This is a genomic window from Acidovorax sp. LjRoot74, assembly GCF_964254355.1.
In the GTDB taxonomy this organism is placed as follows: Bacteria; Pseudomonadota; Gammaproteobacteria; order Burkholderiales; family Burkholderiaceae_C; genus Acidovorax.
Map to the genome: position 1 here is coordinate 3,684,123 of NZ_CAXUTI020000001.1, position 22,275 is coordinate 3,706,397.

At 61.8% G+C, this 22,275-nt stretch carries 27 protein-coding genes and 1 tRNA gene; 17 read left to right on the top strand and 11 right to left on the bottom strand.

Going from position 1 to position 22,275, the window contains the following annotated elements; all coding sequences use genetic code 11:
• Window positions 1–8: 8 nt before the first annotated feature.
• The 4 genes from ACSQ3O_RS17465 to ACSQ3O_RS17480 all read right to left on the bottom strand — a co-directional run bounded on the left by ACSQ3O_RS17465 (window position 9) and on the right by ACSQ3O_RS17480 (window position 3,316).
• The gene (locus ACSQ3O_RS17465) at window positions 9–1,382 is read right to left on the bottom strand and encodes a replicative DNA helicase (RefSeq protein WP_436139851.1); all 1,374 of its coding nucleotides are present in this window, start codon (window positions 1,380–1,382) and stop codon (window positions 9–11) included.
• Window positions 1,375–2,469, bottom strand: coding sequence for a hypothetical protein (locus tag ACSQ3O_RS17470; protein ID WP_436139852.1), 1,095 nt, complete (start codon window positions 2,467–2,469; stop codon window positions 1,375–1,377). The genes ACSQ3O_RS17465 and ACSQ3O_RS17470 overlap by 8 nt, the downstream gene beginning before the upstream one ends.
• The gene (locus ACSQ3O_RS17475) at window positions 2,466–2,807 is read right to left on the bottom strand and encodes a hypothetical protein (RefSeq protein WP_436139853.1); all 342 of its coding nucleotides are present in this window, start codon (window positions 2,805–2,807) and stop codon (window positions 2,466–2,468) included. The genes ACSQ3O_RS17470 and ACSQ3O_RS17475 overlap by 4 nt, the downstream gene beginning before the upstream one ends.
• 107 nt (window positions 2,808–2,914) lie before the next feature.
• Complete coding sequence (locus ACSQ3O_RS17480) at window positions 2,915–3,316, bottom strand: hypothetical protein (protein WP_436139854.1); 402 nt, start codon at window positions 3,314–3,316, stop codon at window positions 2,915–2,917.
• A 150-nt stretch (window positions 3,317–3,466) separates the two neighbouring features.
• Between ACSQ3O_RS17480 and ACSQ3O_RS17485 the strand changes: the two genes are divergently transcribed.
• The gene (locus ACSQ3O_RS17485) at window positions 3,467–3,688 is read left to right on the top strand and encodes a hypothetical protein (protein ID WP_436139855.1); all 222 of its coding nucleotides are present in this window, start codon (window positions 3,467–3,469) and stop codon (window positions 3,686–3,688) included.
• A 7-nt stretch (window positions 3,689–3,695) separates the two neighbouring features.
• Here the strand turns inward: ACSQ3O_RS17485 and ACSQ3O_RS17490 are convergent, their stop codons facing one another.
• Window positions 3,696–3,941, bottom strand: a complete 246-nt coding sequence (locus ACSQ3O_RS17490; protein WP_436139856.1) for a helix-turn-helix domain-containing protein — start codon at window positions 3,939–3,941, stop codon at window positions 3,696–3,698.
• A gap of 82 nt (window positions 3,942–4,023) precedes the next feature.
• Here ACSQ3O_RS17490 and ACSQ3O_RS17495 point away from each other — a divergent pair, with 82 nt between their 5' ends.
• From ACSQ3O_RS17495 to ACSQ3O_RS17510, 4 genes are all read left to right on the top strand, one after another.
• Complete coding sequence (locus ACSQ3O_RS17495) at window positions 4,024–4,782, top strand: S24 family peptidase (protein ID WP_436139857.1); 759 nt, start codon at window positions 4,024–4,026, stop codon at window positions 4,780–4,782.
• 107 nt (window positions 4,783–4,889) lie between these two features.
• Window positions 4,890–5,459, top strand: coding sequence for an LPD29 domain-containing protein (locus ACSQ3O_RS17500; protein ID WP_436139858.1), 570 nt, complete (start codon window positions 4,890–4,892; stop codon window positions 5,457–5,459).
• Window positions 5,456–5,794, top strand: a complete 339-nt coding sequence (locus ACSQ3O_RS17505) for a hypothetical protein (protein WP_436139859.1) — start codon at window positions 5,456–5,458, stop codon at window positions 5,792–5,794. Before ACSQ3O_RS17500 ends, ACSQ3O_RS17505 begins: the two co-directional genes overlap by 4 nt.
• A 252-nt stretch (window positions 5,795–6,046) precedes the next feature.
• Window positions 6,047–6,655, top strand: a complete 609-nt coding sequence (locus ACSQ3O_RS17510; RefSeq protein WP_436139860.1) for a hypothetical protein — start codon at window positions 6,047–6,049, stop codon at window positions 6,653–6,655.
• Between the two features lie 35 nt (window positions 6,656–6,690).
• Here the strand turns inward: ACSQ3O_RS17510 and ACSQ3O_RS17515 are convergent, their stop codons facing one another.
• Complete coding sequence (locus ACSQ3O_RS17515; RefSeq protein WP_436139861.1) at window positions 6,691–7,323, bottom strand: toxin-antitoxin system HicB family antitoxin; 633 nt, start codon at window positions 7,321–7,323, stop codon at window positions 6,691–6,693.
• A 106-nt stretch (window positions 7,324–7,429) separates the two neighbouring features.
• On the opposite strand from ACSQ3O_RS17515, the gene ACSQ3O_RS17520 reads away from it, so the two are divergent.
• The 9 genes from ACSQ3O_RS17520 to ACSQ3O_RS17560 all read left to right on the top strand — a co-directional run bounded on the left by ACSQ3O_RS17520 (window position 7,430) and on the right by ACSQ3O_RS17560 (window position 14,484).
• Window positions 7,430–7,591 carry a YlcI/YnfO family protein gene (locus tag ACSQ3O_RS17520; RefSeq protein ID WP_436139862.1) on the top strand — a complete coding sequence of 54 codons (162 nt, stop codon included), beginning with the start codon at window positions 7,430–7,432 and terminating at the stop codon, window positions 7,589–7,591.
• Window positions 7,588–8,394, top strand: coding sequence for a BRO-N domain-containing protein (locus tag ACSQ3O_RS17525; protein ID WP_436139863.1), 807 nt, complete (start codon window positions 7,588–7,590; stop codon window positions 8,392–8,394). The genes ACSQ3O_RS17520 and ACSQ3O_RS17525 overlap by 4 nt, the downstream gene beginning before the upstream one ends.
• A 252-nt stretch (window positions 8,395–8,646) precedes the next feature.
• Complete coding sequence (locus tag ACSQ3O_RS17530) at window positions 8,647–9,783, top strand: hypothetical protein (protein WP_436139864.1); 1,137 nt, start codon at window positions 8,647–8,649, stop codon at window positions 9,781–9,783.
• The gene (locus ACSQ3O_RS17535; protein ID WP_436139865.1) at window positions 9,780–10,859 is read left to right on the top strand and encodes a hypothetical protein; all 1,080 of its coding nucleotides are present in this window, start codon (window positions 9,780–9,782) and stop codon (window positions 10,857–10,859) included. Before ACSQ3O_RS17530 ends, ACSQ3O_RS17535 begins: the two co-directional genes overlap by 4 nt.
• Before the next feature lie 2 nt (window positions 10,860–10,861).
• Window positions 10,862–11,257 carry a hypothetical protein gene (locus tag ACSQ3O_RS17540; RefSeq protein ID WP_436139866.1) on the top strand — a complete coding sequence of 132 codons (396 nt, stop codon included), beginning with the start codon at window positions 10,862–10,864 and terminating at the stop codon, window positions 11,255–11,257.
• Between the two features lie 459 nt (window positions 11,258–11,716).
• Window positions 11,717–12,427: a hypothetical protein gene (locus ACSQ3O_RS17545; RefSeq protein ID WP_436139867.1), complete on the top strand. Its 711-nt coding sequence runs from the start codon at window positions 11,717–11,719 to the stop codon at window positions 12,425–12,427.
• Between the two features lie 5 nt (window positions 12,428–12,432).
• Window positions 12,433–12,633, top strand: coding sequence for a hypothetical protein (locus tag ACSQ3O_RS17550; RefSeq protein ID WP_436139868.1), 201 nt, complete (start codon window positions 12,433–12,435; stop codon window positions 12,631–12,633).
• Window positions 12,630–13,133: a hypothetical protein gene (locus tag ACSQ3O_RS17555; RefSeq protein ID WP_436139869.1), complete on the top strand. Its 504-nt coding sequence runs from the start codon at window positions 12,630–12,632 to the stop codon at window positions 13,131–13,133. Before ACSQ3O_RS17550 ends, ACSQ3O_RS17555 begins: the two co-directional genes overlap by 4 nt.
• Before the next feature lie 175 nt (window positions 13,134–13,308).
• Window positions 13,309–14,484, top strand: a complete 1,176-nt coding sequence (locus tag ACSQ3O_RS17560; protein WP_436139870.1) for a tyrosine-type recombinase/integrase — start codon at window positions 13,309–13,311, stop codon at window positions 14,482–14,484.
• A gap of 56 nt (window positions 14,485–14,540) precedes the next feature.
• On the opposite strand, the gene ACSQ3O_RS17565 is transcribed toward ACSQ3O_RS17560, so the two are convergent.
• From ACSQ3O_RS17565 to ACSQ3O_RS17575, 3 genes are all read right to left on the bottom strand, one after another.
• Window positions 14,541–14,617, bottom strand: a tRNA-Val gene (locus ACSQ3O_RS17565).
• Between the two features lie 120 nt (window positions 14,618–14,737).
• Window positions 14,738–16,951 (bottom strand): RelA/SpoT family protein, encoded by a 2,214-nt coding sequence (locus tag ACSQ3O_RS17570; RefSeq protein ID WP_436139871.1) that lies wholly within the window; start codon window positions 16,949–16,951, stop codon window positions 14,738–14,740.
• Window positions 16,948–17,916 carry an alpha/beta fold hydrolase gene (locus ACSQ3O_RS17575; RefSeq protein WP_436139872.1) on the bottom strand — a complete coding sequence of 323 codons (969 nt, stop codon included), beginning with the start codon at window positions 17,914–17,916 and terminating at the stop codon, window positions 16,948–16,950. Before ACSQ3O_RS17575 ends, ACSQ3O_RS17570 begins: the two co-directional genes overlap by 4 nt.
• Window positions 17,917–18,033: 117 nt before the next feature.
• Here ACSQ3O_RS17575 and ACSQ3O_RS17580 point away from each other — a divergent pair, with 117 nt between their 5' ends.
• Together ACSQ3O_RS17580 and ACSQ3O_RS17585 are read left to right on the top strand one after the other, a co-directional pair.
• Complete coding sequence (locus tag ACSQ3O_RS17580) at window positions 18,034–18,816, top strand: 3-hydroxybutyrate dehydrogenase (RefSeq protein WP_436139873.1); 783 nt, start codon at window positions 18,034–18,036, stop codon at window positions 18,814–18,816.
• 209 nt (window positions 18,817–19,025) lie between these two features.
• On the top strand, window positions 19,026–19,448 hold the full coding sequence (locus ACSQ3O_RS17585; protein WP_298453808.1) for a hypothetical protein: 423 nt from the start codon (window positions 19,026–19,028) through the stop codon (window positions 19,446–19,448).
• Between the two features lie 34 nt (window positions 19,449–19,482).
• Here the strand turns inward: ACSQ3O_RS17585 and ACSQ3O_RS17590 are convergent, their stop codons facing one another.
• On the bottom strand, window positions 19,483–20,376 hold the full coding sequence (locus tag ACSQ3O_RS17590) for an AraC family transcriptional regulator N-terminal domain-containing protein (protein WP_436139874.1): 894 nt from the start codon (window positions 20,374–20,376) through the stop codon (window positions 19,483–19,485).
• Window positions 20,377–20,507: 131 nt separating this feature from the next.
• Here ACSQ3O_RS17590 and ACSQ3O_RS17595 point away from each other — a divergent pair, with 131 nt between their 5' ends.
• Window positions 20,508–21,287 carry an SDR family oxidoreductase gene (locus ACSQ3O_RS17595; RefSeq protein WP_436139875.1) on the top strand — a complete coding sequence of 260 codons (780 nt, stop codon included), beginning with the start codon at window positions 20,508–20,510 and terminating at the stop codon, window positions 21,285–21,287.
• A gap of 87 nt (window positions 21,288–21,374) precedes the next feature.
• On the opposite strand, the gene ACSQ3O_RS17600 is transcribed toward ACSQ3O_RS17595, so the two are convergent.
• Window positions 21,375–22,088, bottom strand: a complete 714-nt coding sequence (locus ACSQ3O_RS17600) for an SIMPL domain-containing protein (protein ID WP_436139876.1) — start codon at window positions 22,086–22,088, stop codon at window positions 21,375–21,377.
• Window positions 22,089–22,275 lie beyond the last annotated feature (187 nt).

Genomic DNA, 22,275 nt, shown 5'->3' on the forward strand with positions numbered 1-22,275 from the left:
GTTCTCCTTCAGAGGTTGCTCGGCGTACGCCGCGTCATGGTTTTTTCTGGCTCGGCCAGGCGCTTGGGGATGTCTCCCATCCAGTCGCCGATTTGCTGCAACTCGCCGATGAGATGCAGCGGCACCAAACCCTGTGGTCCGTTGCGGTGCGCGACGATCTCCAACTCGCAATACCCTTTGAACTGGCCGAGCTTCTTGCTCATGGGGTGGGCCCAGTCGTTGAACAGCAGCGCAACCTGGTCTGCAGCCGCCTCGATGGCACCGGAATCCCGCAGGTGGGTCATCTGCGGCCTGCCGTAGTGCTCATCGGCCTTGCGGCTCATTTGGCTCAGCAGCACCACCGCGAAATCAAGATCCATGGCCATCGCTTTGATGCCGTTGACGATCACGTCCAACTCGCGGTTGCGGCTCTCTTCGCCGCCCCCAGACATCAACTGTAGGAAGTCGATGAAAAGCACGTCGAGGCCGCTCTCACGCTTCACCTTGAGGGCCTTGCGCCGGATGTCCATCAGCGTGAGCCCGCCTTGCTGATCGTGGTGCAACTTCAGCTCCCCCAGTTTGCGGGCAGCCTCGGTAACACCAGTCCACATGTCGGCATCCTCTGGCTTTGCGGCCAGGATGCGCCCCAGATCGACACCACCGCTCGCGGCTGTATGCCGGTGCATCAGCTGGATGATGTTCATCTCTTGGCTCAGGAAAAGGACGCCATGGTCGCGAGCCATGTTTCGGGCCATCGTGAGTGAGAGCGCGGTCTTTCCGTGTTTCGGGCGCGCTCCGATCACCATCAGTTCGCCTCTACGAAGCCCACCATTGAGCATGCTGTCCAGGCCGCCTATCCCGGTGCGGATTGCCGGGTTCTTGCCTTCGCTCAGGTCTTGCAGCACGCCGAGGTAATCGACTATCGACTCGGTAATGCTCTTTGGCTCATGGCGGCTGCGGACAGTCGCCAGCTTCGCCAGCAGCATCTGCGCCTTGTCGATCTGCTCCGCCGAGTTGTAGCCAGGCGTCATGGCCAGCTCGCCAATTTCCCGACCCGCCTCCATCAACTGGCGCAGGCGGTAGCAGTCCATGACGGCACTTGCCAGCATCCGCACGCTTGCCGGACCAGGGGCCGAAGCGGAAAGGCTTTCAATGTCCCCAACGCCGATATCAACTCCTTGCGCCTGCATGTTCACGCTGACGGCTATGGCTTCGATCGGTTGCCCACTGGCGTACAGCCGCTGGATGGCGCTGAAAATGTCGGCGTGCTGCGGATGGTAGAAGGCCTCCGGAGCGAGGCCAGGAACTCGTGCCAGGGAATCTGGGTAGCGGATCAACCCACCCAGCAGCGAGGCCTCGGCATCGATACTGAACGGCACGGCAAAGCGAGGTTTCTCACGCATCTTCGCCTCCCGATTCATCGGTGTAGTTGCCCGAAAGCACCTTTTCGAAGTTGCCCAGCGTCATGAGCCAGCCGATGTCAGCCGACCACCTGCGCCCCCCTGCGACTCGTCGGCCGGTCAGAAAATCAGAGCCAGCGACAACGCTGAAAAACCGCTCGAACCACGCCACGCCTTCATCGACATTGCTCGCCATGCGCTGGCCAGCCAGTTCGCCGGTTTCGTAGTTCTCAGTCAAAACCCACGCCCATCGCTGGCGCATCGCGGTCGCGTTTTTCCCTTTGAGGAAAAGCGTGCGTCTCGGCTGCGGCAGCATCGGCAACGCTGCGGCATAGGCGTCAAGCACTCGGCCGTATGGACACGGTGGAACCCCTCCGGGCTTCGGCAGCTGCCCGTCAGGCTCGGCCAACGGCTCAATGCCGACCAGGCCCTGCTGCCCTGGATGCTGCGAATCGACGGCCGACGCCGCGCGGTCTGGCGGCGAAGCCGACGAAGACCCGATAGGGTCTTGTATAAATTCCTGCTTACTGCTTACTGCTTCCTGATTGGCGGTAGTCTTCGGGGAAGGCTTCCCGGTAGCCTTCCAGGTAGGCTCGCCTGCCTTGTGCTCTTGGTCGAAAAATTTCAATGGGCACGAGGACTTAAAGGCGTCCACGAACCCTTGCCCCAAGGAGCAAAGTGCGTCATGAAGAGCATTCCAGGCCTCGGTTTTCAGGTCACATTCGGGCACCCTGGCCCACATCGAGCCCCAGCTTTTCACCACGTTGGGAGACTGCGGAAGGTTGTGCTTGATGGCGTTCGGCACAAATATCAGGCGGGCTTTCCAGTCTGCTTTCGCTAAGCCTTCCCGGTAGGCTTCCGCAAAGGCTTCATCGAAGGCTTCCACCTCCCATCCCAACATCTCGGAAAACGCCAGACGGCCAACAGGCTGCACGCCGGGGATGTGAGTGGACTGCGGACCGACCATCAGCATCAAGAACAGCGCCTGCCCTGACGGCTGCAGAGGGGTGAGGTTCAACACCTTGCGGTCCGACCACGTCGCTGTCGAGACCTTGCGGTAGGGGTTGACGGTGGACTGGTCGTGGCTCATGCGCTGGCTGCGCCTCCCGCCTCGGCATGCGCCATCTCTGCCGCCTCATACTTGGCGTCCCACTGGGCCGCCAGTGCGGACGCTTCTACGCGCGCTTTATGAAGCGCTGCAACGAGTGCTGGGACGCAGTCAGGATCCAGAACAATGAATCTCGGATTGGCATCCTCATACTCTTGACTGGCCAGCACTACGCTCCCTAAATCGCCTGTGTACACAGCGAGTTTGGAGTCCTCCAGATCAACGATAAGCCGGCCGCTTTCGCGCAGCTCTTCCCAGGTTGGCGGGGCTTCGATCGCATCGTTGACTGGAACTTCTTTGGCTTGGATTACTTCAGGCATTTGCCACCTCAAAACATGATCGGCACCACATAGAAACCAGCGGCAGGCAGGTGGTGGAACTGCTTTTCGGTTTGGGGAGCTACCCCGCCCCTATCCGTGGCCACAACTCAAGCCACGGCCTTCAGGCCCGGTCCGCCTCCGCCCGAAGACTGCTGCAGCTGGGCCAGCGCTTTCAGTGCGGTGTTCAGGGTGGCAGTAGCCCCATCAATCACATCGGCGATGCGAGCGGCCTGGTCTTCGGCCGACTTGCGGTCTGGGCGGGCGTGGAGGGTCTCGTCGCACGCGTACATCAGGGGATCGAAAGTCCCGCAGAAACGCATGGCCGCGATGATTTGGCCGAAGGTCAGGCGCTCATCCTTCTCAGGATTGAGGCATGCACGCAGTCGCGCGTGGGCCGACTCCAGCTTCATGTGCGGGAACAGGTAAACAGCCAACTCCTTGGCCGTCTTGTCACTGCTGGCGATCATTTGAGCCAGCGCCTCGTATTCGTCGTCGTAGATGGTCTTCATGGTGCGATTGCGTTAAGTCGTTGATTCATAAGGGTTGCGGCGTGATCCCCTCGCTGCCACTCAATCTGAGGGGGTCTGAGGGGTGCTTTTTTTGGCCAAAAAAAAGACGATCCAGTCATCGCTGAATCCCAGCGCAACAGGACCACCGACATGAACACCATCACAGCCCCCTTCCACAGCAGCAGCCGCACGGCGATGTCTGTGAACACCGACCCGGTCACTGGCCAGCGAGTGCAGACCATGACCACATCGCAGCTGCAGCTGACCTGGGTGGCAGGGGAATTGCGCATCGCCTGCAAAGCGAGCCGGGTGCAGATGGGCGCGGCTCGCGACAAGCAGCGCCCTGGTGCACGCGGAATTCGCGGTGCGTGAATTGGGGTTAGGCATGAGCGACCTCGTGCTCCACGCTGGGCAGAGGCGCATCGCCATAAACGTGATCGAACGTGATGTGCAGCCCCCGCTCTTTCGCCGACGCGATCAACTTCGCGGCGCGGCGTTGCGGGATCGGCCTGGGATTCGCTTCACGCTCGTAGGCGGTGATGTTTCCCTGGACGCAGCCCATGATGTCGCCAAGCTCGGATTGCGAGAGGCCGAGACGGGAACGGATGGATTTCAGGTTTGCCATCCCCCGGTTTTATCACCGCCGGTGCTTTATTGCAACATCGGCAGTGTTTTGAAGTGCAATTACCTTCGCTGATGATCTCGCTATGTCCCCAAGCAGCTCCCGCACCTCAAAAATCACGACTGAGCATCTTGAAGAATCTGCCAAGCTCCGATCTCTCTGGGAATCAACTCCAGGCAAGCCGCCGCAGGCTGTCTTCGGCGAGTTGTACGGTATAGGTGGGCAAAGCGCGGTAGGTAACTTCCTGGGTGGACGGTCGCCCCTCTCTCTGAAGGCGGCACGCGGATTCGCCCGTGGCTTGAATGTTGCGCTGGAAGACTTCAGCCCCAGGCTTGCCGCTGAGGCGCGCGAAATCGCGGCCGCCGTGTCGCCTGGCGAGCGCCTACCGCAGCCAATAGCGCCCATTGATATGGATCTGCATGGCGACCTCGCACCCGTGCGGGTAGTGCGTCTCACGCTGAAGGCCGGCATGAGCGGTTTTGCCGTGGATGTGGACGAGAGCGAAGCCGCCCCGATCTTCTTTCGGACCGATTGGCTCCGCCGCAGGGGCTTCAAACCTTACAAGCTGATCGCCATCAAGATTCATGGGCACAGCATGGAGCCCACCCTATTTCATGACGATGTCGTGGTCATCAACACGGACGACATCGAGCCGAAGGATGGCGAGGTTTTCGCCTTCAACTTCGAGGGCGAGCCCGTCGTAAAACGCCTGCAGCGAGACGCCGCTACCTGGTGGATGACATCGGACAACCCGGATCAGCGGCGCTATCCGCGCAAGGAGTGCTCCGACGCTCATTGCATCATTCTTGGTCGAGTTGTTCACCGTCAGAGCGAGCGGATTTGAACACCGCAGAAAATATTTCGCCAAATAATCACCGCAAGTGTTGACTTGTTAAAACACTAGCGCTGATAATTCACTCCAACAGCCCACCCCGGGCGATGGAGTGAAGAATGTCAAAGCACGTTTCCTGCGTTGATACCGCCAAGCTGATCCGCCAAGCTCTGAAGGAAGCCTTCAAGGGCATCAAGTTCACCGTTCGCTCCAGCACTTACAGCGGCGGCGCGTCCATCAACATTGACTGGACCGATGGCCCAAACACCGCCCAGGTCGAGGCGGTTGCCAAGCGCTTCAGCGGCGCCTATTTCGACGGCCAGCAGGACTACAAGGGCTGCACCTTCGCCCTGCTGGACGGCCAAGTTGTGCGCTTCGGTGCCGACTTCGTGTTCTGCAACCGGTCCCACTCTGTCGAGCTGATCAGCAAAGCCTGCGCCAGCGTGGCCCGCCGCTTCGGCATGGCCTTCGTGCCCACGGCCGCCGACTTCAAGGCCGGTCGTCTGCACGAGATCTACGCCTCGGAATCGACCTGGGGCCGTACCGTAGGCCAACTGGTGCGCGAAGACCTCGCCAAGCGCAGCGACCGCCTCAGCGTGGGCCACACCAAGACCGCAGCCCGGGTGATCTACCTGGGCAACGATGGCCACAGCGAAGTCGCCGCCCTGGCTGGGGAGGCCGTCGCGTGAGCGCCCTCCCCTCGATCCTCAGCGCCAGCAAAGCGCGTACAGCCAGCACGGACGCTGAGCTGCTGGCCAAAGCCGCCATGAACGCCCAGGGCGCGCTCCAGTGGGCCATGGCCGCCAACCTGTACGACCAGGCCGCAGCGGCCCTGCCCGCAGATCCCCACACCGGCAAGGAAACCATGCAGGCCCAGGCCCACCGCCGCAGCGCCCGCAACTGCCGCGCCCTGGTGGGCACCAACGCGCCCAATCGACTGATCAAGGACGCCCCGGACTACGGCCACATGACCCGCCAAGCCATCGCCGAGCACGACGAGGAATGGCGCGGGCACGGACTTTAAAACCGGTCGCGCCGTTTTACCCCCTTTTTCTGCACCAACAGTCCGCGAGACCATTCGCAATCGAAAGGACGCACATGAAACAGATCACCCTCTTCTGCCGACTGGCCAGCATGCGCCGCGCCGCTGGTGCTGGGCCCGTGGAGTCGCTGGCCTGGGCCGGTGGCCTGCTGTGGCGCGCACGGCATTCCGCGTAACGCAAAAGTGACTTTTCAGTGAGTCGCAATTTCCTGGCAATCCACCTACGCTAACCCCATGCACCTCGAACTCACAGGCGCCGAGACAAGCGACCAACTTATCAAGCAGCTGGTCTACCTGCGCGGCATCGCACGCCGCATCGTCAATGTGCGCATTGAATCCCGGGAGGTACTGGCGGAAAACACGCGACTTCTGGACCGCCTGGGCACGGGCACACTAGAAGGTGCACGGGCAGCAGTCGTCGCGGCAAAGCTGCAGGAAGGCATGCTGCAAGCGGAATCGATGGAAATCGAGATCGGCAACTACCTGATGCCTCTGTGTGACGCACTCGACCGCGCCGCCACGCGCGAGCAGATCTTCGAAGCCCTCAACATCAACCCGGCCGACCGAGACACGGAGCAAGTCCGCGAGTATGGCGACGAAGCTCTGCACCTGATCACCGTGTTGCACCTGGAGAACTCGGCGATGAACCGCCGCGAGGATTGGGCCTCACCTCAAAGCCAGCCGCTGCAGTGGTGTCACACGATGGCCTTCATGCGCGCGATGAAGACCAGCCCGAAGCTGGACAGGATCGTGCACGAAGGCGCGAACGAATTCTTCGGCGGTGTGTTCGGTGAGTACCGCGAGCGCCCTCTGCTGGAGCGCCTCGCTGGGAGGGCGGTGTGATGAGGATGGTGTTTTGCCGCCCCCTTTCAGTGGGGTCAGGGCTTGGGCTTCGTCAGCGAGGACTTCGTTTGACTACCTGCCCGCTGGCGCTTCGTTTGATGCTCATTGACTGGCCCGGGCGCAGCGTTCGGAGGCGAATTCATTTCGGACTCCTCTACGGCGATCGACTTCAACAATTGGTGAAGCGACGGGTCCTCAGGGGCAATTTCGGCAAGCATTGCCGCCACGCCGACGCCACCTGCATCGATTTTATGAACAAGCGCCCGCGCCAAAGCAACATCGGGGTCTGCCAGCGTCTTTGGACTCGGGCTTTTCAGAAGCGTCCTCAAGCCCTGGGTCATCAACCGCATAAGCAGCCGGGATATGCGCTCGCCATCAATTCGCTGCTCTTCGAGTTTTTCCAAGCGAGCGATTTCCGCCTTGTGCCGCTCGGCCTGCCTACGCGCTACTTCGGCCTCATCCTGGGCAATGGCAACTTGAAGCTCAAATTTAATGAGCGTGTCTTTCAGCTTCTCCAACCTGGCGGCGCTCTCGAACCCGTAGGTCAGACTTTCGACGATCTGAGCATTCAGGCTCTTCGAGGTCCGGTCCGCCTCGGCAGTCAGCACCCCATGCAGGTCCTTGGGGATTCGTAGAGTGATTCGGGTGTAGCGGTCTTCGTCGTCCATGCGCCAATTTTCCACCAAAACAGTGTCACAGCCCATTGACACCAAAGCAGTGTCACATTCACAATCCAATAACGACACCAAAACAGTGTCTATTCAAGGAGGCCTTATGAGCCAGCAGAAGGTGCCGCACGAACGCATCACCTTGCGGATTCCGCAGGTGCTGCACGAGAAGGCCAAGGAGGAAGCCCAGGCCCAGCACGTCAGCCTCAACAGCTTCATCGTTCGTGCAGTTGAACGCGCAGCAGCGCAGAAAGGACAGCAGCAGTGAGCAACATCGTCCCATTTAACTTCGACGGCGCGAGCATCCGCGTGCTGGAAATTGACGGCGAGCCGTGGTTCGTTGGCAAGGATGTGGCCGAAGCCTTGGGATACAAGGACACGACCAACGCCATGAAGCAGCATTGCAAGGGGGTGGCGAAACACCACCCCCTTCAGACCCCAGGAGGCAAGCAGGATGTGCGCGTTCTGTCCGAGCCCGACGTGCTGCGCCTGATCGTCAATAGTTCCTTGCCCGCCGCAGAGCGTTTCGAGCGCTGGGTCTTCGAGGAGGTGCTGCCCAGCATCCGCAAGACTGGCAGCTACACCGTGCCCCAGGCCGTGCAGCCGAAGCCCTCCGACACCAGTGGCCTGCCGGAATTTCGCCGCGCCCGTGCCCTCGATCTGGCAGCCAAAACTGCCGAGCGCATCTTGGCCCAACTGCCCAGCCTGGGAGAGCGTGCACGCCAAGTGGTCTTCGCCAAGATCATCAACCCCGTCGCGGGCACTGAAGTGCTGGCGCTACCGCACGTCACGGAGAAGCACTACCAGGCAGGCGAGGTAGGCGAAATGCTGGGTATCACCGGCGCCAAGGTGGGGCGAATCGCCAACCACCACAACCTGAAGACGCCCGAGCATGGGGAGTACCGCATGGACAAGTCGCAGCATTCGGTAAAGCAGGTCGAGTCGTTCGTCTACAACCAGGCTGGCGTCGATGCCATCAAGCGGCACATGGACGCCGACCGGTCCCAGCAGCCAGCAAAGAAACGCCCAGCTGCGGTATCAGTACTTGAGTCCCAGGAAGCCCTGCTGTGAAAAGTGGAGCGCTCCATTTACCGATGCGATCAGCGCCGCGGCACAGTGATTTAGGACAGAAACATGGAAACGTCACGATTTAGCGCGTTTTTCGCCCCCCATTTGGACTGGACGGACCCCTAACATCAGCTATGTGAACCCGAGAAAAAGCAAAAAGCTGGCATAGAGCCAGCTTCCGCCCGAAGCGCCAGAGCAGGTGAGATGGCTCAGGCACTTCTTGATCAGAAACCCGTTTCAAAAAAGGATCAGACCATGTCTGAGGTTACCACTCGCCCGGCTACACGCGCAACCAAGGCCCCATCGAGTGCAAAAGCAGCGCCAGCGCACGCTGCAGCGGATGCACCACCGCCAGACGCGCCAGAAACTGCCTCCATCACACAGGAAGAAGCCCTAGTGGCCAATACGCTGGCCGGGCAGCTGCGGGGCATCTATGACGTGCACAACATGCAAATGAGCGTCAACGGCTCCGAGTTGCTGCACGCTGCCGCGGATGACCTTGAGGCTCCGCAAGATTGCGAACGGGCCATTCACAGAGCTGCCGCTGCTGTGTACGGAGCCATCGCAGTAGAGCGAGCAGAACGCCCCGGAAGTCCAGTCATTGCTCCTTTGGAAGTGGTGCATCAATCCCTGCGAACGGCCTCCAACGGATACAGTTTTGAGGAAGAAGGCTGCGAAGCTATGGCCGAAGGCATCCGTGCAGGCCAGCGCAGCGCGGCAGCCAAAGACGAGTTGACCATCGCCGCCAAAACAGCAGCGTTGTTGACACAGGCTGTTGACCTCATCAATGACGAGGCTGGTACTGTCTACGCTTCGACGTTGCTGGAGTTCGGCAAGAAGGTGCTCCAGCAGGTAGTGGATGGCAATCTACGGATGGGCACAGTTCAGGAGGCGTTCTTCTATGCTGCTGGAGCATGCGCCGGGGCCCTTGCCATGGAGCAGCGCGATCATCCATCGGCCAGACATCGCCATCAGCTACTTGATGCGGCATACCAGGTTCTCAACAATGCAGGCCTGAGTTACGACTGCGAACTGAACGCCAACGATGTCGCGGCTGCCGCAATCAAGGCCGGGGCCCGCCAGTTCCGTGACCGACCAGCCCCTCCGATTCGTAGAGTTGATGAATCTGCACCAACTCGTGGCTACTCCCGTGCACAGATGCTGTGTGTACTTGAGTTCATTGCCGGCGCCGCACACACCTCGCAGCACCTGCTCATGTTGGCGCAGCAATCAGACGAGCTTTTCGAAATTCAGCGCATGGTTGATGGCGTTGAGTTAGTGATGCGACAGATCGGAGGCGCCGCAGATGCAGCTTCCGGAAGCGGCATCGTCGGCGATTTTGCCAGCTGGAACTGCGGCCCAACGTTTCCTCGCACGGGGGTGACTGAATGACCACCGTCGAAGCACCGATCCGCAAAGCTGCTGCCACAGCTAACCCAGTGCCCTCCACCAATGTCGAAGCCCCTCCAGAATGGGAACGACTAGCAAAAGCAGTGGCCTTGGATCTCGCCGAGGCAACCGAAAGAACCAAGGCCCTGGCAGACCTCGCCGTGAACGAACTGACGCCCGTTGCTACTCTCTTGGACGAAGCTCACGTCTTGCTGGGCCAGATCACCTGCAGTGTCAACGCAAAGCCCCTCAACAGCGCGGTCACTGATGAGGCATACACAGCCCTGTTTAAGCCCATGGCATTCGTGCAAGGCGCCGCAGCGATAACCGCAGCAGGGAATGCAAACGTGCTTCTGCTGCCCTCTCTGCGTAGCCTTCACACTTCACTGGATGAGATTCAGAACAACCTGGGAGATCAGGTGCTTGGTGCAATGCTGCCGAATTCAACGGCAACAGCGCCCGACGCTACGCCGCAAAATGACGCAATTCAGGTTGCTTTCGGGCAGATCGAGTACCTGCTGAACCACGCACAGGGGACGGAAGAGGATCACTCTTGGAGTGGAGATTCAGAGCGCCTCATCCGAATTGCCCATGGGCTGGCAGACGAAGCAGCCCTCCGCCCGCCAAAAGGGGTCGAGATTGATCAAGTCGCATACGACATTGCCGCCCTGATCCGCGCTTCTCGCCTTGTGCCGGGAGACACGGAATCGAAGGAACGCACGGCCATTCTTACGCAGGTAGAGCAGCATCTTCGATCAATTACGGAGTGTCTAGAAGACTGCTGCGATCCGGGGGCGCCACGGCCACCAGCTCCGGGGGAAGCTGCGGAAGAGTCCGCTCAGAAAGCAGAAATGCGAGAGTGCGCGCGCACTGCCTGTTACGAGATCCAGTGTTTGGCCGAGGCAATGCAGACCGTCGCAGAGAAGTTCGGCAGCTCCGAAGACCAGCCAGTGGCCCACGGAATCATGGCCCGCATCATCGTCCTTTCGGAGATCGTCTATCACGCAGCGCAGCTTCACGGCGAGGCGCCCATGGCCACACTGGCCGAGTTGCGGAACAGCTTCAAGGGGAGGCTTTGAACATGCGCAACCGCATCGAGATTCACCCCGGCGTCTTCCGCCACCTGGACCACTACCAAGCCGTCTACACCGGCACGGCTGACCGCCTTGTCTCTGCCGGCCTGGTGCTGGCCGGGCAACTGCCTGGGCAGCCCGGGAATGGGCGCGGCATGTGCACGTACAACCCGGACGGCACCAAGGTCGGCAAGGGGAGCCCCACGGGTCGGGGCCCTGGCCGCAAGTACGTCATTGCCAAGAAGAGCGCCGAGGGGGTCGTGTTTGAGGTCCGTCTGAACCTGAGCCCCGAGCGCCGCGATTCCATCGAAGCCCTGCAGGCTCGCGCGTCAGCATGCTGGCCGTTTCCAGTGGTGCGCGGGATGCAGTTCCTGGGCGCCTCGGCGCTGGAGGCTCGCGCATGACCTATCGCCCCATCCCCGATAGCTTGGCCAGCCTGGTGCTGGGCTTCCTCACCCTCAACCCAGATGAAGAGCTGACCCTTGATGACATCGCGGCCAAGTTCATCCAGCCAGGGGACAGCCGCAACGTGCACACGCAGCTGATGGCCGCGCTCGATCACGACATGATCACCTATGACCCGGACGGCGACGTGTACCGAAAAGGGCCGGTGGGCCTGCCATCCATCCGCAGGCCCGATGACGGCGACGACGGCACTGGCGCGAAGCCGGGCGCGGCGGTCAAGGCACCACCACGCACCATCAAAGCAGCCACTCGGCCACCAGCATGTGAAGTGCCATCGACTCATACACAGCAAGCGCAGATTGCTATCAATAGTGAAGCAAAAGCGCAATTTGGCCACCAGCATCCGGCCACCCCTTTTGATGTGCTGAAGCGCATCCCACCGCGCGGCGGAGAGAGCAATGGAATGGACGGATCCGGAGATCGAGCTGGTGCGCCAGCTGCTGCCCACGGTATCAGTGAAGTCGCTGATGCAGTTGCTCCCGGGGCGGTCGGAGAAGGCGATCAGGAATTTGGCCGCAAGCCACGGACTGAAGCGGCAGGTTCCAGCGAACTGGCGCCCGATTGGGGCCGAGAGGATGGATCGCGGGTATCTGATCCGCAAGGTCACCGACACGGGCAATCCGAAGAAGGACTGGAAGCGCGTGGACGTGATCGAGTGGGAGACCATCCACGGGCCTGTGCCGCCGGGGATGGTCTTGGTTCAGGAACGGAATCCAACGACCTTGCAGGTGGATCTGGTGCCCGTGCCCAGGGATCAGCAGCTCATCAAGTCACGGTTCGAGACGCGTCACCCATTGGGCAAGGAGAGGGTGAGACACGGTGTACTTCAGCGCAAAGTGGCGGAGACGGGGGACCGACACGACGACTGGAAGAGGGTGGATGTGATCCTCTGGGAGTCGGCGCACGGCCCAGTACCTCTGGACAAAGTGGTGATGGCGATCGACAACACGAAGCCACGGACACTGGACAACTTGGCGCTGTACTCCAGGGAAGAGCACATGCTCAGGGTGAGCGTGAACAATCTCCCGCCCGAGCTGCGCCAGATCGTGCAGCTGAAGGGGCAGATCACCCAGGTCATCAACCGACGAAAGAAGGAGGAAGCGCAGTAGACACCGTGCGCGACCTGCTGGTGCAGACGCTGGCTGACCTGCGAGACAAGTCGAATCCCATGGACCTTGCCCGGGCAAAGACGATTGCTGAGGTATCCACGGCCTTCGTCAATTTGGCCAAGGTGCAGGTGGACTACGTGAAGGTCACGCAGCAGCAGCGCGGCACGATTTTCGAAGCGCTTCCCGCGCCTGGAGGTGGAGCATGAAACCGACCGATACCACCCTGACCCTGAGCGGCACCCTGTGCAGCATGGGAAGCCTTGGCCCGGACGACATGGCCACGATCACGCCTGACACGCCGCGCATTACCGTGCAGTTGGAAGATGGCCATGTTGTCCACCTTCTGGGCCTGACCCGGGACCACGTTAGCAGCATGGCGCCCCTGTTTTACGAACCAGTGCAGATCGTCGTGCACTCGATGGCAACGGGGCGAAGCATGAAGCAGGCCGACACCAGTCTGACAAAGGCCGACACGGTAGCCCTGTGGCACGCAGTGCAGGCTCAGAGCGACCTGTTCCGGGCAACCCGGGAACTTCACCGTGAGGATGGCCAGTTCACTGCTGAGCAGATTGAGGGCGAACGCCTGCGGCTTCTGCACTCGAAGCGCGCGCTGCGCAAAGTGAACGCCATCCGGAAGCTGCGGGACATGCAGGTGCTGCAGGTCGAACACAAAGCTGCAGGAGGTGCAGGAGGTGCAGGACCATGACAGACGCTGTGATGGTAGCCCCCACCCGATTCGTCACGATCCGCCTGTACGCGACGATCTCAGGGCACACGGAAAAGGCTATTCGCCGAAAGATGGAGCGCGGTGTGTGGCTTGAGGGCAAGCACTGGCGCCGGGCCGATGGCGTCATTTACATAGACACGAAAGAGACTGAGCGATGGGTCGAGACGGCAGCGGGGTAGAGCCCCGCGACAAATCAATCCGGGTGAATTTCACCCTGGACGGACGTTGGCAGCGCGTGCGCTTGGCACTTCCCCCAACCCCTGTGAACCTGCGCTACGCGGAGAAGCTGGTGGACAGGGTGCGCAAGGCAGTAGCGCGCGGCACATTCGACTGGGCAGAGTTCTTCCCCGATGCGCCACAGGCGAAAAAGGCGAAGCCCGCCCACACGTTCAAGCAGTGGTGCGACCTCTGGCTGGACACCAAGGGCCGCTTGGCCAAGAACACCTTGAGCCAGTATCGAAACGCGCTTGAGGTGTGGCAGGGCCTGCTGGGGCCAGAGTCGGCCATGGAAAGCCTCAGCCATGCGGTCGTGGCCGCAAAGGTAGGCAAGACGCCGTGGAAGTCGGCGAAGCTGCTGAACAACTACCTGATTCCGCTGCGGGGTGTCTTCGCGCTGGCCGGCCGCGAGCTGGAACTGGGCGACCCGATGGATGGCATCGAGAACAGCAAGCACCAGGCGCAGCCACCTGACCCGCTGAGCCCCCAGGAAATGGAACAGGTGCTGTCCCACATGCGAGAGCGCTATGACGTGCGGGTTTGGGCCTATTTCGAGATGGCCTTCACGACCGGGATGCGGCCAGAGGAACTGATCGAGTTGCGATGGGGGGATGTGGATTGGTCTGCTGGCACCATCCGCGTGCAGCGAGCTCGCACGGCGGGCGAGGTGAAGCCCCTCAAGACGTACAACGTGCGGGATGTTGACCTGCTGGCCCGCGCGGTCGCAGCGCTGGAGGCCATGAAGCCCTGGACAATGGTGGGCAGCACGGACAAGACCGACCAGGATCTGGGCCGCAGGATTTTCGAGAGCCCGATAACAGGGAAGGCCTGGCACGATGAGCGCAGCCAGCGCGACACGTTCTGGCGCCCTACCCTGCGCGCATGCGGTATCCGGTGGCGCAGGGCCTACCAAACCCGGCACACGTACGCCACAAACGCCTTGGCGGCAGGCGCCAACCCGGCCTACATCGCCCGGCAGATGGGGCACAAGAACGCCAAGATGCTTTTCAGCGTCTACGCGAAGTGGATCGATGGAGCGGACCGGGGAAGGGAGAAAGCCAAGATCGAGGCGATGCTGGGCCAGAAAGACAAAACCCGGCATGTAGCCGGGTAATCTCCCATAAATCTCCCGTCAGTTCCCGACGCTGGTTCCGTCGAGAGGGAGAAAGATGGTAGGCGCGATTGGACTCGAACCAACGACCCCCACCATGTCAAGGTGGTGCTCTAACCAGCTGAGCTACGCGCCTGTCGTTGTTAAGACCACGATTATAGCCATAAAAATCAACCGCTCCAGAAAACCTGCGGAACAAATCGCGAAGGTCACCACCAAGCCACCGCTTTGACACAAGCGCTCCCGGGAGTCAGTCTCACCGTCTGCGTGCTGAACGGACGCCCTGCACGCTGGCCACAATACCCAGCACCTTGTTCAGGCGCCCCGAATCGGCCACCTCCACCGTGAACGTCATCCAGGCAGTGCCTTTGACCGACTGGGTCTGCACGCCGATCACATTGGTTTTCTCGCGAGCAAAGACCTCCGAGATGTCGCGCAGCAGGCCTTGGCGGTCAGCGGCTTCCACAGCCACATCCACCGGGTACACGGCGGCAGTTGCAGCCTGCTTGGGAGCCCCCCACTCCACATCGATCACACGCTCGGCACTGCGGGCGGCCATCTCGCGGAAGTTGCTGCAGTCGGCGCGGTGCACGCTCACCCCCTTGCCCCGTGTGACAAAACCACGGATCGTGTCGGGCGGTGCGGGTTTGCAGCATTTGGCCAGCTGGGTCATGAGCGAATCGATGCCCACCACGAGCACCCCTCCCTTGGGGGCGGAGTCGTTGGTGCGCGTCTTCTTGAGCAGCAGGAAGTCATCAGGCTGCAGCACCGGCTCGGGCGGGCGCAGTACCGTCTCGATGTTGCGCAGCGAGAACTCGTCCTTGCCCACCACTTCAAACAAAGCATCGGCCGACTTGAAACCCAGCTGCACAGCCAGGTCGTCGAGCTTGACGGCGGTCTTGCCTTCGCGCTGCAAGAGTTTTTCGACCGATTCGCGGCCACGGGCGACGGTTTCGTGGGTGGCCTGGGCGTTGAACCAGGCACGCACCTTGGCTTTGGCGCGGTGGCTGGTGAGGTAGCCCAGTTCGGCGTTGAGCCAGTCGCGCGAAGGGCGCCCTTCCTTGACGGTAGATATCTCCACCGTCTGTCCGTTCTGTAACTGCGTGTTCAGCGGCACCATGGCGCCATCGACCTTGGCACCTCGGCACCGGTGGCCCAGGCTGGTGTGCACGGCATAGGCAAAGTCCACCGGCGTGGCGCCTTGCGGCAGCTCGACCACGGCCGCATCGGGCGTCAGCACATAGATGCGATCCTCGAACAGGCCCCGGTTGGGCAAGGCTCCGGCCAGATCGCGCTCCCAGGCCAGCAACTGGCGCAGCACCGCGATCTTGGCGTCGTACTCTCCCGTGGCAGACACACCCGCGTAGCCCTTGGATCCGGCCTCCTTGTAGGCCCAGTGCGCCGCCACGCCGTGCTCGGCGTGTTCGTGCATGGCCTGGGTGCGAATCTGGATCTCGATGGGCTTGCCGTTGTCGTCGCGCACGATGGTGTGCAGCGACTGGTAGCCGTTGGGCTTGGGCTTGGCGATGTAGTCGTCAAACTCTTCCACAATGGGTTTGAACTGCTCGTGCACCCAGCTCAGGGCGGCGTAGCAGTCCTTCACCGTGGGCACCACCACGCGCAGCGCGCGAATATCGAACACTTGGTCGAAGTTGAGCGACTTGCCGCGCATCTTCTTGACGATGCTGTAGATGTGCTTGGGACGCCCCTGCACGCTGGCACTGATGCTGCGCGCGCGCAGATCAGATTCGAGCCGGGCGCGCAGCTGCTCCATGTACACCTCACGCTCGCCCCGCTTCTCGTCGAGCAGGCGGGCGACTTCCTTGTAAGTGTCAGGCTCCAGGAAGCGGAAGGACAGATCTTCCAGCTCCCACTTCACCTGCCAGATGCCCAGGCGGTTGGCCAGCGGCGCGAACACTTGCAATGACTCGCGCGCCAGGCTCGGCGACACGGGGCGCTTGCTGGCCGCATGAAAGCGCAAGGTCTGCAGCCGCGAGGCCAGGCGCAGCATCACCACCCGCAGGTCGCGTGAGAAAGCGAGCAGCATCTTGCGCACGTTCTCGGTCTGCACCGCAGGGTCTTCCAGGTGCTCTGCGGTGCGGGCCTGCTGCTGCACGCGCATGAGCTTGGTCGTTTCCACCGCCAGGGCTGCAAAGTTGTCGCCAAACGCCTTGGCAATGACCTCTTCTGGTTTGTTGAGGTGTACGCAGGCATAAACGAGGTAGCTGGCCGCCTGCATGGCCTCCGAGCCCCCGATGCCTTTGAGGATGGAGGCCACGGCATCTGCGTGGGCCAGCGTGTTCTCGCCTGAATCCAGGGTTTCGCCCGCCATCAGCGGCTCGGCAAAGGCACGGGCGCGCGCCAGCGCATTCACCTGCTCGGGCAGCGTGTGCGCAGTGGCGGCAATGAGCTGCGGAACGGTGTCGGTCTGGAGGGGAAGGGACGCAAGTGCGGGAGGGTTGGTTTTCATCCGGCCACAACACCTTCTGCCGCCAGCAGGAACTCCGTGACGGCCACGACCTGATCGTCAGCCACCAAGGTGGGCGCATGCCCCACCCCATCAAATTCGATCACGCGCGCCCGGGGCCCGCGCTGCGCCATCGCCTGCGCGGTTGCGCGCGAGAGCAGGTCTGACTGCGAGCCGCGCAACAACAGAGTGCGCGCCTGGATATGGTCGTACAGCTGCCACAACGCGGCCTCGCCAGCGGCAGCGGACTCCGGGGTCAGGGCCTTGAAAGGCACGGCAATGGCGGGGTCATAGTGCAGTGTGATGCCACCCCCTTCAGACTCGGGTAGCGCGCGCACCATGGCACGCGACAGCTCCAGCCACTGGGCGGGCGTGTGCGGACCAAAGCTGGTGGAAATAGCCCACATGGCATCGGCCGCCTGTTGCAGCGAGGCAAACCGCGCCAGCTGCCCCAGGTACTGGCCGATGCGCTGCAGGGCCTCCCACTGAATGACCGGCCCCACATCGTTGAGCACAAGCCGGCGCACTGGCGCCGGCAAGGGCAACCCTGGCTGACCCGCAATGCCCATGCCAATCAGCCCCCCCATGCTGGTGCCCACCCAGTCCAGCGTGGCGATAGGCCCCTGCTGGTGCAACTGAGCCAGCAAAGCCAGCATGTCAGCTGCGTATTGCGGAATCTGGTAGCCCGTGGGGTCTGCCAGCCAGTCGCTCTGGCCACGCCCCACCACATCGGGGCAGATCACCCGCGCATGGAGGCTCAGTGCGCGTGCCAGGGTGTCGAAGTCGCGCCCCTGGCGCGAGAGTCCATGCACACAAACCACCACGTGCGGATGCACCGGATTGCCTGTGGCATTCCACTCCCAGTAAGCCATGCGGTGCTGCTGCGCCGGAGCTGGCGCGCGATCCGGGGCCACTGGCGGGGCCGCAGGGCCCGGGCACAGTACGTAGTTCAGCGTAGGTTCATTCATGGGTGCGAAATCCGGGATCGGCGCTCGATAATGCTTGCAGAAGTCGGCACACATCGCACACGCCATGGTTGCCGACTTTCCCTTGCGTGGCATCGTAATTCATTCGGAGAGACTCTCATGCTGAAAGGCAAAACTGCCCTCGTCACTGGCTCCACCAGTGGTATTGGCCTCGGAATCGCAAAAGCCCTGGCCCGCCAGGGTGCCAATATCGTGCTCAATGGTTTTGGCGACGTGGAAGCCCCCCGCGCCGAAGTGGAGGCCGCGGGCGCGGCAACCGGTGCCCGGGTGGCATACCACGGTGCCGACATGAGCCGGGCGGCGGACATCGAAGACATGATGAAGTACAGCGCCGCGCAGTTCGGGCGCGTGGACATTCTGGTGAACAACGCTGGCATCCAGCATGTGGCCAATGTGGAGGATTTCCCCGTGGAACGCTGGGATTCCGTGATTGCCATCAACCTCACCAGCGCCTTTCACACCTCCCGCCTGGCGTTGCCTGCCATGAAAAGTGCCAACTGGGGCCGCATCATCAATGTGGCTTCGGTGCACGGCCTTGTGGGCTCTGCGCAGAAAGCCGCCTACGTAGCGGCGAAACATGGCATCGTAGGCCTGACCAAGGTTACCGCACTGGAAAACGCCACCACAGGCGTGACCTGCAACGCCATCTGCCCGGGATGGGTGCTGACGCCTCTGGTGCAAAAACAGGTGGATGCCAAGGCCGCTGAACACGGCCTGTCGAATGAAGATGCCAAGAAGCTGCTGCTGGGCGAGAAAGAGCCTTCGATGCAGTTCACCACGCCCGAAGAGTTGGGCGAACTGGCTGTGTTCTTCTGCTCCCCTGCGGCCAACAACGTGCGGGGCGTGGCCTGGAACATGGACGGCGGCTGGGCTGCACAGTAACCCCCCAGCGGACAGACATCTGCGGCTGCAGCCCCAGGGCCCCTGCCCTGCGGGCCCTAGCCACACCGCAGCCTGCCGTTCTCGCATTCCCCTAGTCTGAGGGCGAGGCAGCTTCCTAGAATGGGGTTGTTCTCCAGAAAAACGCTGGTGCGCAACGCCCCTCTCTTGCAAGCCCCTGGACGACACCCCACCACGGGAGGAAATCCACGATGTCTGCCGCACTGATTGCCGCCATGTTCTTCACGGTGGCGCTGCTCGTGACCACGGCGTACTTCATCATGGGCTCCATCCCGCTGCTGGTCCTCAAGCACGACACGCCGCTGGATGCCCGTTTTGTGCGCGGCTTCTTCCATACCTACTACGTCTGTGCTTTTGTGACAGCCTCCGCCACAGCGATCAGTTTTGCGCTGGCGGGCTATATAGGCATCGCCTGCGGCGCAGCCGTACTGGCAGCAATCGCTGTTGTATTGCGCAGCAGAATCATCCCGAAAATGGACGCACTCGGGGCGCAGATCCAGTCCAACTATATGGATGCCATCCCGGGGTTCCGCAGAACCCATACCATCGCCATCCTGATCAACCTGGCCCAGCTCGCCGTGATCGTGTGGGGACTGATCGACTACAGCAAATAGTTTTATCGGCCCGACAAGCACAAGCAAGGACTGTTCACGCTGCCGAACGCGTTCTGTCTTTTGCAGCTTGTGTATCGCGTACTGGCGGCAAACCAAACAGTCGGCCATATTCGCGGGTGAACTGGGGCACGCTTTCATAGCCCACGGCAAATGCAGCGCTGCTGGCGCTGGCTCCCTCAGCCAGCATCAGCCGCCGAGCCTCGATCAAACGCAGCTGTTTCTGGAACTGCAGCGGCGACAAAGAGGTGACAGCCCTGAAATGCTGATGAAAGGACGAGGGACTCATGCCTGCCAGCGCCGCCAGGCTTTCTACTGGCAGGGGCTGGGCAAAATCGGCACGCAGCACGGCAACGGCGCGCGCCACCCGCTGGGCATGGCTGCCAGGCCAGCCCAGGCGGCGGATGGCGGCGCCATGTCGCCCTGCCAGCAACCAGTAGTGCAACTCGCGCACCAGGGATGCGTGCAAAAGCGGCACGGCTTCTGGCCGCTCAAGAAGACGCATGAGGCGCAGTGCCACATCGGCCACCTCAGCATCGGTGGGGTCCACATGGACGGGGACATGGTCGCCACCGGGCACCGCCTCCATCTGCGCCGACAGGTCGGCAATTACCGGCAGGCTCAGCTCGAGCGCGATCGAGAGATACGGCGCTGCGGCGCTGGCACGGGTAATCTGGCTCACCGTGGGCACATCCGCCGTGATCAGCAGTGACTCACCTGCCGAGAATCCATAGGTCTGCGCCCCCATCGCCACCTGCTTGCTGCCCTGCAGAACCAGGCAGACAAGGGGCTGCGCAATCGCGTGCAACAACCCGCTGGGCTCGGTAGCGCGCACCGTGCTCAGTCCGGGGATAGGGGTCTGCACCACACCGCCCTGGCGGACATGGGCTTCGGCATAGCGGTTCACCGCCTGGAACAAGGGCGTCGTCATGCCGCTAGCGTACCTGTTTACAAACCTCTCGCCACTGGATTTAGAGAATCAGGCAAAAACCAAATGGATTTCAGCAACCAGCAAAAGCCATGGAACCGGACACTGGATGGCGTCACACACAGGAGTTCGCCATGACGCAAAGCACCACCCCGCACACCCCCACCATCACTCTCGTTACCGGCGGCAGCCGGGGCCTGGGTCGCAATACCGCATTGAGCATCGCGAAAGGCGGTGGTGACGTGATCCTCACTTATCGCAGCCAGGCCGCAGAGGCGCAAGCCGTCGTGGCCGCAATCGAAGCCCTGGGTCGCCGGGCCGTGGCACTGCAGCTCGATACCGGAGACATCACCAGCTTCGCCTCTTTTAGCCATCATCTTGGCGCCTTGTTGCAAGAGACCTGGCAACGCGACCGCTTCGACCACCTGGTCAACAACGCAGGCCATGGCGACTACGCGGCATTTGCAACCACGAGCGAAGCGCAGTTCGATCACCTCGTCAATGTTCACTTCAAAGGTGTGTTTTTCCTCACCCAGGCGCTGCTGCCACTGATCGTGGACGGCGGACGCATCGTTAATTTCTCGACAGGTCTCACCCGCCTGTCGCTTCCTGGCTACGCCGCCTATGCAGCAGCCAAGGGAGCGGTAGAGGTGTTGACACGCTACCTGGCCAAGGAACTCGGCGCACGCGGCATCACCGTCAACACTGTGGCGCCGGGAGCCATCGAAACCGACTTCGGCGGCGGTGTGGTGCGCGATAACCCTGAACTCAACCAGCATCTGGCCCACATGACAGCCCTGGGCCGCGTGGGTCTGCCCGATGACATTGGCCCCATGGTGGCAGGTCTGCTGGCGCCTACGAACCGCTGGGTGACGGCACAACGGATCGAGGTGTCGGGCGGACAGGCCCTGTGAGCCTACCGGCAAGGGCTAGGCCGCAAAATGACTGTATGGGGAGCGTGAGCCATCCAATGGCAACGAGCGGTTGACGGTACACCTGCCTTAGCGCATTTGCACTGAGCCAGAGACGGTCACCACCACCTGTGCCTTGCCCGCTTCCACGGGCACCGCCGCATCGGAAAACGAAGACGCCTTGGCTTCCATCGCCATCATGCGCGGGCGGGGGCCGGGCGCCATTTCGTTGCTGTTCACCGCCACTTCGCGCAAGCTGTAATTGGCAAAACCGAAGCCCTTGGCCAACTCAGCGGCTCGGGCCTTGAACTGCTCGATGGCCTGGGTTTGTGCCTCGGTTTCAACCTTGGCACGGGCCTCGCGCGAAAGCGCAAAAGCGACTTGGCTGATGGGCATGGACGGGATCTTGCCAGCCGTTGCAGTGATGCGCGCAAAGTCACGCCCCTCCAGCACCAGCTCGGCCCGGCCCTGCCAGCCATTGATCTTGCCGTCCTTAGCATAACGCGGGTACAGCCCGAAAGGGCCGGTGCGCACCTCAAGCTGGCCCGCCTGCGCATTGCGCTTGGCTTCAGCCAGGGCTGCGTCGAGAGCCTGCTTGAGTTGGGCCTGTACGGCAGCAGCGTCCGGGCCGTCTTTGCTCGCAGAGAGAATAAGCACCAGCAGGTCCTGCTGCGCCTCAACCGTGCCGGAGGCCGCCAGTTGCACCACATTGCGCGGCTCCTGAGGGACTGTTGCCTGCGCCATGGCGGACCCCAAACAGGCCAGCAGAGCAGCGGTGGTGATCAGACGGGTCGTGATTTTCATGGAAAGTAGCCTTCTGGAAAGAGCGCGCAACAGACAATCCGATTGCGCAGGCCGCCACCTTACCTGCCGCAAAGCACCGTCCCGTGAAACGGCGGTAGCGAGTGTGCGAAGCCGGGCAAAACTTGTAACAGTTGGTCAAACACACCCCAAAAAACCGAACTTCGGCGTTCCAAGTGGTCAGAATCGG

What these genes read in the sequence shown, in the direction of transcription:
- ACSQ3O_RS17465 (WP_436139851.1), bottom strand. Translation starts at nt 1,382, where the DNA reads ATGCGTGAGAAACCTCGCTTTGCCGTGCCGTTCAGTATCGATGCCGAG.
- ACSQ3O_RS17470 (WP_436139852.1), bottom strand. Translation starts at nt 2,469, where the DNA reads ATGAGCCACGACCAGTCCACCGTCAACCCCTACCGCAAGGTCTCGACA.
- ACSQ3O_RS17475 (WP_436139853.1), bottom strand. Translation starts at nt 2,807, where the DNA reads ATGCCTGAAGTAATCCAAGCCAAAGAAGTTCCAGTCAACGATGCGATC.
- ACSQ3O_RS17480 (WP_436139854.1), bottom strand. Translation starts at nt 3,316, where the DNA reads ATGAAGACCATCTACGACGACGAATACGAGGCGCTGGCTCAAATGATC.
- ACSQ3O_RS17485 (WP_436139855.1), top strand. Translation starts at nt 3,467, where the DNA reads ATGAACACCATCACAGCCCCCTTCCACAGCAGCAGCCGCACGGCGATG.
- ACSQ3O_RS17490 (WP_436139856.1), bottom strand. Translation starts at nt 3,941, where the DNA reads ATGGCAAACCTGAAATCCATCCGTTCCCGTCTCGGCCTCTCGCAATCC.
- ACSQ3O_RS17495 (WP_436139857.1), top strand. Translation starts at nt 4,024, where the DNA reads ATGTCCCCAAGCAGCTCCCGCACCTCAAAAATCACGACTGAGCATCTT.
- ACSQ3O_RS17500 (WP_436139858.1), top strand. Translation starts at nt 4,890, where the DNA reads ATGTCAAAGCACGTTTCCTGCGTTGATACCGCCAAGCTGATCCGCCAA.
- ACSQ3O_RS17510 (WP_436139860.1), top strand. Translation starts at nt 6,047, where the DNA reads ATGCACCTCGAACTCACAGGCGCCGAGACAAGCGACCAACTTATCAAG.
- ACSQ3O_RS17515 (WP_436139861.1), bottom strand. Translation starts at nt 7,323, where the DNA reads ATGGACGACGAAGACCGCTACACCCGAATCACTCTACGAATCCCCAAG.
- ACSQ3O_RS17520 (WP_436139862.1), top strand. Translation starts at nt 7,430, where the DNA reads ATGAGCCAGCAGAAGGTGCCGCACGAACGCATCACCTTGCGGATTCCG.
- ACSQ3O_RS17530 (WP_436139864.1), top strand. Translation starts at nt 8,647, where the DNA reads ATGTCTGAGGTTACCACTCGCCCGGCTACACGCGCAACCAAGGCCCCA.
- ACSQ3O_RS17535 (WP_436139865.1), top strand. Translation starts at nt 9,780, where the DNA reads ATGACCACCGTCGAAGCACCGATCCGCAAAGCTGCTGCCACAGCTAAC.
- ACSQ3O_RS17540 (WP_436139866.1), top strand. Translation starts at nt 10,862, where the DNA reads ATGCGCAACCGCATCGAGATTCACCCCGGCGTCTTCCGCCACCTGGAC.
- ACSQ3O_RS17545 (WP_436139867.1), top strand. Translation starts at nt 11,717, where the DNA reads ATGGAATGGACGGATCCGGAGATCGAGCTGGTGCGCCAGCTGCTGCCC.
- ACSQ3O_RS17555 (WP_436139869.1), top strand. Translation starts at nt 12,630, where the DNA reads ATGAAACCGACCGATACCACCCTGACCCTGAGCGGCACCCTGTGCAGC.
- ACSQ3O_RS17560 (WP_436139870.1), top strand. Translation starts at nt 13,309, where the DNA reads ATGGGTCGAGACGGCAGCGGGGTAGAGCCCCGCGACAAATCAATCCGG.
- ACSQ3O_RS17570 (WP_436139871.1), bottom strand. Translation starts at nt 16,951, where the DNA reads ATGAAAACCAACCCTCCCGCACTTGCGTCCCTTCCCCTCCAGACCGAC.
- ACSQ3O_RS17575 (WP_436139872.1), bottom strand. Translation starts at nt 17,916, where the DNA reads ATGAATGAACCTACGCTGAACTACGTACTGTGCCCGGGCCCTGCGGCC.
- ACSQ3O_RS17580 (WP_436139873.1), top strand. Translation starts at nt 18,034, where the DNA reads ATGCTGAAAGGCAAAACTGCCCTCGTCACTGGCTCCACCAGTGGTATT.
- ACSQ3O_RS17585 (WP_298453808.1), top strand. Translation starts at nt 19,026, where the DNA reads ATGTCTGCCGCACTGATTGCCGCCATGTTCTTCACGGTGGCGCTGCTC.
- ACSQ3O_RS17590 (WP_436139874.1), bottom strand. Translation starts at nt 20,376, where the DNA reads ATGACGACGCCCTTGTTCCAGGCGGTGAACCGCTATGCCGAAGCCCAT.
- ACSQ3O_RS17595 (WP_436139875.1), top strand. Translation starts at nt 20,508, where the DNA reads ATGACGCAAAGCACCACCCCGCACACCCCCACCATCACTCTCGTTACC.
- ACSQ3O_RS17600 (WP_436139876.1), bottom strand. Translation starts at nt 22,088, where the DNA reads ATGAAAATCACGACCCGTCTGATCACCACCGCTGCTCTGCTGGCCTGT.